At 71.2% G+C, this 6314-nt stretch carries 5 protein-coding genes; 2 read left to right on the top strand and 3 right to left on the bottom strand.

The genetic code is table 11. From position 1 onward, the window contains the following. Positions 1 to 206: 206 nt before the first annotated feature. On the bottom strand, positions 207 to 1259 hold the full coding sequence (locus AC5LSR_RS10780) for a hypothetical protein (RefSeq protein ID WP_250286521.1): 1053 nt from the start codon (positions 1257 to 1259) through the stop codon (positions 207 to 209). A gap of 486 nt (positions 1260 to 1745) precedes the next feature. Here AC5LSR_RS10780 and AC5LSR_RS10775 point away from each other — a divergent pair, with 486 nt between their 5' ends. Further along, the gene (locus AC5LSR_RS10775) at positions 1746 to 2129 is read left to right on the top strand and encodes a VOC family protein (RefSeq protein WP_250286520.1); all 384 of its coding nucleotides are present in this window, start codon (positions 1746 to 1748) and stop codon (positions 2127 to 2129) included. 214 nt (positions 2130 to 2343) lie between these two features. After that, positions 2344 to 3393 (top strand): LLM class F420-dependent oxidoreductase, encoded by a 1050-nt coding sequence (locus AC5LSR_RS10770; protein ID WP_250286519.1) that lies wholly within the window; start codon positions 2344 to 2346, stop codon positions 3391 to 3393. A 166-nt stretch (positions 3394 to 3559) separates the two neighbouring features. On the opposite strand, the gene AC5LSR_RS10765 is transcribed toward AC5LSR_RS10770, so the two are convergent. Both AC5LSR_RS10765 and AC5LSR_RS10760 read right to left on the bottom strand, forming a co-directional pair. Then, a complete protein-coding gene (locus AC5LSR_RS10765) occupies positions 3560 to 4720 on the bottom strand; it encodes an acyl-CoA dehydrogenase family protein (RefSeq protein ID WP_250286518.1) in 1161 nt (386 codons plus the stop codon). Positions 4721 to 4741: 21 nt separating this feature from the next. Then, positions 4742 to 5605, bottom strand: coding sequence for a 3-hydroxybutyryl-CoA dehydrogenase (locus tag AC5LSR_RS10760; protein ID WP_250286517.1), 864 nt, complete (start codon positions 5603 to 5605; stop codon positions 4742 to 4744). Positions 5606 to 6314: the final 709 nt, after the last annotated feature.

The raw sequence follows: 6314 nt of genomic DNA, 5'->3' as shown, positions 1-6314 counted from the left end.
GGGCGGTGAGCGCGGGTGTCGTCACGCGGCCGCGCGTCATCGCGGCTTTCATCGCGTCCGCCCAGCACGCCTGTCCCGGCCGGTTTCTGGCGGAGGTCGGTACGGCGAGCGGCTGATACCGTCCGGCGGGTTCGGAATCGGGCACGCCTCATCGTCGCGCACCGGCGCCGGTGCCGATCACCTGCCCCGCGTCGTGTATCCGTGGGTCAGCCGGCGGCGGTGACGGCTGCCTCGACGATCGTGAAGACCTCGTCCGGGCGCAGCGAGCTGCGGGAGCCGCCGGGACGCCTGGGCGCGCCGCCGATCGAGCTGCCCCCGCCCCAGCCGGGTTCCCGCGCGGCGAGCGCGCCGAGGATCGTCCCCGGCTCCGCGACCGGCCCGACCGGGAAGCCGTCCACCAGGTCGCTGCGCCGTCCCACGGTGTACGCGGTCGAGCCGTCGGGCAGCGGCCGCCACATCACCGCCCGGGTGTGCCCCGCCTCGTACACCCGGTCGAAGGCGTCGGTGTCGCTGGTCGCCATCACCCATCCCGTCCCGGCATGGGTGATCCTGAACGACGCCGCCGGCCGCCGGCCGGCCTGGTCACCCGCCGGGACCGGATCGCTCCCGTCGGCCGGGCCGCCCGGGCCGGTGCCGGCGAGACCGCTGGCCAGCTCGGCGATCGCCGCCACGCAGCGGCTGAGGTCAGCGGCCATCCGCGCGGCGTCGCCGCCGCCACCGCCGGCCCGGGAGGGCAGTGGCACCCGGGCGGCGAACGCGGCGAGCAGGCCCGGTTCGGCCACCGGGTAGGCGGGGCCGTGCGCGTCCCGCCCGGCGACCGCCTCGACCAGCCGCCGCACCGGCCCGCGTACCGGCGAGGCCGCCGCCAGCCAGCCCGGGTGGGCCAGCAGCGCCACGGCCAGCGCGGTGTCCGCGTCGACGTCGTTGACGTAGACGGTGTAACGGCGGGGATCCAGCCCGAGCAGCAGCGCGTCGGTGACCTGTCGGCAGGTCGCGGTGGTCACCAGCCGGATGCAGGCGCCGTGGTGGTCGAAACTCAGCCGGCGGGCGCGCAGGTCGAGCGCGGGGCCCTGCACGACCCCGTCCAGCGCGATGCTGTACGGCGGCAGCTCGCGCAGCTCGACGACAAGGCCGGGGACGACGACCAGCGGCAGGTCACCGACGAGCAGCCGCCACCCGCCGCCACCCACCGCCACCGCCGTGCCGTCCTCGTGGCCCGCGCCGTCCCTGTCGTTGTCCTTCTCGTCCCGGTCGCTCATGTGCCCCGCTCCTTTGCCCGCCAGCGCGGCCGTGCCACCGCCCGGCCGCTTCTTCTGGATCCTGACGGACCACGGTGCTGGATCCTGACGGACCACGGTGCCGGCGGCGGCCCGGGGATCAGCCGCACCCGGAAGACGGCTGGGAGGCGACGGCTGGGAGGCAACGGCTGGGGGACGGCGGCTGGGCGGCCGGGAGCAGTCGTGCGGTTCCTGTTGACCTGAAGTGCGGTTGAGGTTGCAGACTGCTGTCATGCCTTTCCCGACATGCCTTACGGCGCCGCCGGAGGCGTTCGGCGCGCCGGCCGGCGGCCCGCCGTGGCATGGTCGTCCACGGGCGCGCGGCGTCCGCACCCACCCACCGTGACAGGCAGGAAAGGCGCGGCGCATCGCACAGGTGAGCAGCACGGAAGCCCGGAAAGAACCGTGCAAGGGACTCCTGCAGGAGCCGGAAGAGGCCGCTGAAGGGGCCCGGAAGGGACTACCGCCATGACCGTAGAGCTCAACCACACCATCGTGTCGGCGCATGACAAGAGCGCGTCGGCCGCCTTCTTCGCCGACGTCCTCGGGCTGGGCGGCCCGGCCCCGTTCGGCCACTTCCTCGTGGTCACGGCCGACAACGGCGTGAGCCTCGACTTCGCCGAGACGAAAGGCGCGGTCACCCCGCAGCACTATGCCTTCCTCATCGGCGAGACGGAGTTCGACGAGATCTTCGGACGGATCCGCGAGCGTGGCATCCGTTACTGGGCCGACCCGGGCCGCAGCCGGCCGGGAGAGATCAACCACGGCAGCGGCGGTCGCGGGGCCTACTTCCAGGACCCGGACGGCCACCTGCTGGAGATCCTCACCCGCCCTTACGGCAGCGCGGCCTGACGGGGGCCCGCCCGGCCCCCGCCGACGGGCCGCGGACGGGCCACGGACGGGTGGCGGACGGGTGGCGGACGGGCCGCGGACGGGCGGAGCGGGTTGCCGTCCGCCGGCCGCGGTGAAGGTGCCGGCCACCGTGAAAGTTCTGTCTCGGGCCGGGTCACCAGCGATATCGTCCAGTCAGTTGTGACTGTTATTGCGAGCAGAACTGGGGAGATCGATGCGGATCGGCATGACGCTGAGTTACAGCGGTGGCTTCACGGAGGCCGTCGCCGAGCTCGAGGACTTCGAGAAGGCCGGACTCGACATCGTCTCGGTCGCCGAGGCGTACACCTTTGACGCGGTCAGCCAGCTCGGCTTCATCGCGGCGCGGACCAGCCGGCTGGAGATCGCCTCCGCCATCCTGCAGCTATACACCCGTACCCCGACACTGACCGCGATGACCGCCGCGGGCCTGGACTTCGTCTCCGGTGGCCGGTTCTGGCTCGGGCTCGGCGCGTCCGGGCCACAGGTGATCGAGGGCTTCCACGGCATCCTCTACGACGCGCCGCTGGGCCGCACCCGCGAGGTGATAGACATCTGCCGCCAGGTGTGGCGGCGGGAACCCGTGGTGTACAAGGGCAAGTACTACCAGGTCCCGCTGCCGGAGGGCCAGGGCAGCGGCCTCGGCAAGCCACTGAAGATCATAAACCGTCCGCTGCGGCCCCGGATCCCGATCGTCCTGGCCGCGATCGGCCCGCGTAACGTGGCGCTGGCCGCCGAGATCGCGGAGGGATGGCTGCCGGTGTTCTTCCACCCGGACAGGGCCGACAACGCGTGGGGGAGCGCCCTGCGGGAGGGCTATGCCAGGCGCGACCCCGAGCTCGGCCCGCTGGACATCACCGCCAGCGTGTTCCTCGCCATCGGCGAGGGCTACCAGGACGATCCCGAGCTGCTGCGGCCATATCGCGCCCAGCTGGCCCTCTACATCGGCGGCATGGGCGCGAAGGGCAGGAACTTCTACAACGACCTGGCCTGCCGGTACGGGTACGAGCAGGCCGCCGACGTCGTCCAGGAGCTCTACCTCGCCGGGCGCAAGGAGGAGGCCGCGGCCGCCATCCCGGAGGACCTGGTCCGGGACACCTCGCTGGTGGGGCCGCCCGGGTACATCAAGGAGCGGGTCGCCGCCTTTGCCGAAGCCGGTGTCACGACCCTGCACGTGACGCCGCTGGCGGCCGCGCACGCCGAGCGTGTGCACGCCGTCGAGCAGCTACGCGCGATCATCGACTGACCGCCGGCCGGGGACGGGCGGCGGGCGCGCCCACCGCGGGCACGGCCCGCCGGTGGGCGCGGGCTCTGGGAGGAGCCCACGCCCCCTTCGTCCCCAGGGCCGGCCGGCCTCGCGGCGCATCGCCGGGCCCGGCGATGCGCCGGGCGTTGTGCCGGTGTCGGGCGGGTCAGCCTCGGAGCAGGTGGCGGGCCATGACTATGCGCAGGATCTGGTTGGTGCCCTCGTAGATCTGGGTGATCTTGGCGTCGCGCAGCATCCGCTCCACCGGGAAGTCCCGGGTGTACCCGGCGCCGCCGAACAGCTGCACGGCGTCGACGGTCACCGCCATGGCCACGTCCGAGGCGAACGTCTTGGCCGCCGCGGAGCGGAAGCCCGCCTGCGGCTCACCGCGCTCGGTGGTCGCCGCCGAGGCGTACACCAGATGCCGCGCGGCCTCGATCTTCATCGCCAGCTCGGCCAGGATGAACTGGATGCCCTGGAAGTCCCCGATGCGCTGCCCGAACTGCCGGCGCTCGCGCACGTAGTCCACGGCCGCGTCCAGCGCGCCCTGCGCGATCCCCAGCGCCTGCGCCGCGATCGTCGGACGGGTGTGGTCCAGGGTGGCCAGCGCCGTCTTCAGGCCGGTGCCCGGCTCGCCGATGATCCGGTTGGCCGGGATCGTGCAGTTCTCGAAGTGGATCTCCCTGGTCGGCGATCCCTTGATCCCCAGCTTCCGCTCCTTGTTGCCCACCGAGAAGCCCGGGTCGTCCCGGTGCACCACGAACGCGGAGATGCCCCGTGAGGGCTTGTCCGCGTTCGGGTTGCTCACCGCCATCACCGTGTACCAGGTCGACTCCCCGGCGTTGGTGATCCAGGCCTTCGTGCCGTTGAGCACCCAGTGGTCCCCGTCCAGCTGGGCGCGGGTGCGCATCGACGCGGTGTCCGAGCCCGCCTCTCGTTCGGAGAGCGCGTACGAGATCCCGGCGCCGGCCGCGATCTCGGTCAGCACCGTGCGCTTGAGCTCCTCGTCGGCGGACAGGATGATCGGCTGCGAGCCCAGCTTGTTCACCGCCGGGATCAGTGACGAGGACGCGCACACCCGCGCGACCTCCTCGATCAGGATGCACGCCGAGACCGCGTCCGCGCCCTGGCCGCCGTAGGACTCCGGGATGTGCACCGCGTGGAAATCCGCCTTCACCAGGGCGTCACGGGCCTCCGCCGGAAACCGTTCGGCTTCGTCCACCTCCGTCGCGTATGGCGCGATCTCCTTCTCCGCCAGCGCGCGTACGGCCGCGCGCAGCGCCTCGTGTTCCTCGCCGAGCTGGTAAAGCCCGAAGCCCTGGCTCATCCCCGACTCCTTCCCGGAAGATCAACTGTGATAGTCGTAGAAGCCACGACTGGACTTCTTGCCCAGCAGGCCGGCATCGACCATCCGTAGCAGCAGCGGCGGGGCGGTGTAAAGGGGCTCCTTGAACTCCTCGTACAGCGAGTCCGCCACCGCCTTCACGGTGTCCAGGCCGATCAGATCCGCCAGCCGCAGCGGCCCCATCGGATGGGAGCAGCCGTACACCATGCCGTTGTCGATGTCCTCCACCGACGCGAAACCCGACTCCATCATCCGGATCGCCGACAGTATGTACGGGATCAACAGCGCGTTGACCACGAAGCCCGCCCTGTCCTGCGAGCGGATCACCGTTTTGCCCAGCGCCCCGGTGGCGAAGTCCGTCACGGCCGCCAGGGTCTCCTCGGAGGTCAGCAGCGACGGGATCAGCTCCACCAGCTTCAGCACCGGCACCGGGTTGAAGAAGTGCAGGCCCACCACGTACGCCGGCCGGGTCGTGGCCATGCCCAGCTTCATGATCGGAATCGACGAGGTGTTCGACGCCAGGATCGCCTCGGGTGAGGCCACCACCTTGTCCAGCGCCGTGAACACCTCCAGCTTGGCCTGCTCGTTCTCCGCGATGGCCTCGACCACCAGGTCCCGGTCGATGAAGTCGTCCAGGCTGGTGGTGTAGCGCACGCGGCTCAGCGCCGCGTCGCGCTCCTGCTCGCTCAGTTTCTGGCCGCGGACCGCGCGCTCGAACGACTTCTCGATCCGCCGCTGCCCCGCCTCGAGCGCGAGCTGGCTCACCTCGGTCACCACGACGTCCAGCCCTGCCCGGGCGCTGACCTCGGCGATGCCGGAGCCCATCAGCCCGGCACCCACGATTCCCACCCGCTGGATCCCACTCATGTCCAGTTCTCCTCGTCCTGGCCCGGTGGGCCGTCGCCGCTCGTCCTGGCCCGTGGGCGCCGTTCCCGCGCCGGCTCGGTAGCTTTCCGGATCTTTCCGGTTTTCGCCGGCGGATGAGAGCTTCCGCCGTCACGCGCGAGAGATATTTTGACATCCATCTATCGGATGTACAAGCTTCCTGCCGTCGATACCGTACCCATCGCCGTCCATCACGCTGGGTCGGGTGGCCGGCTCCGGCCGGAGGCATGTCGCGATCTTTACAGGTAATCCCGGGACCGGGCTGTGAGCCGTAGCGACACCCGGACATTACTTTCCGTTATATCGCTTCGTGGGCCGGTTCCGCCGGCCGTTGACGCCGCGGGCGGACGGGGTGGCCGGCCGTACCACGTCCCCTGTCCGTTCCGGTGGTGGGTGCCCGCGTCCTGTGGAACCGGGTGGAATCCGTCTGTATCCGGTTTTATTTGACGTGATATGGCGGAATCCGGTGCTGTCCGGTGGAACTCCGCGTGATCGGTATGAACCGCCGTGGCATGCGTGCGTCAGGTTTTCGAGCGCGTGCTGTAGCGGTTATGTTGCGGACAGTCAGTCAGTCAGGCAGGCAGTCGGGCGGGGCGGAGCAGGGGCGGCGGGCGGGATTCGCGCCGGCTCGCCGACGGAGCCGCCCGACGGAGCCGCCCGGAGGCGGGACCGGTCGAAGGCAGGACTGATT

The organism is Protofrankia sp. CiP1_Cm_nod4 (assembly GCF_982290645.1).
The sequence above is the reverse complement of the archived record's forward strand: the minus strand, read 5'-3'. Positions and strand labels throughout refer to the sequence as shown.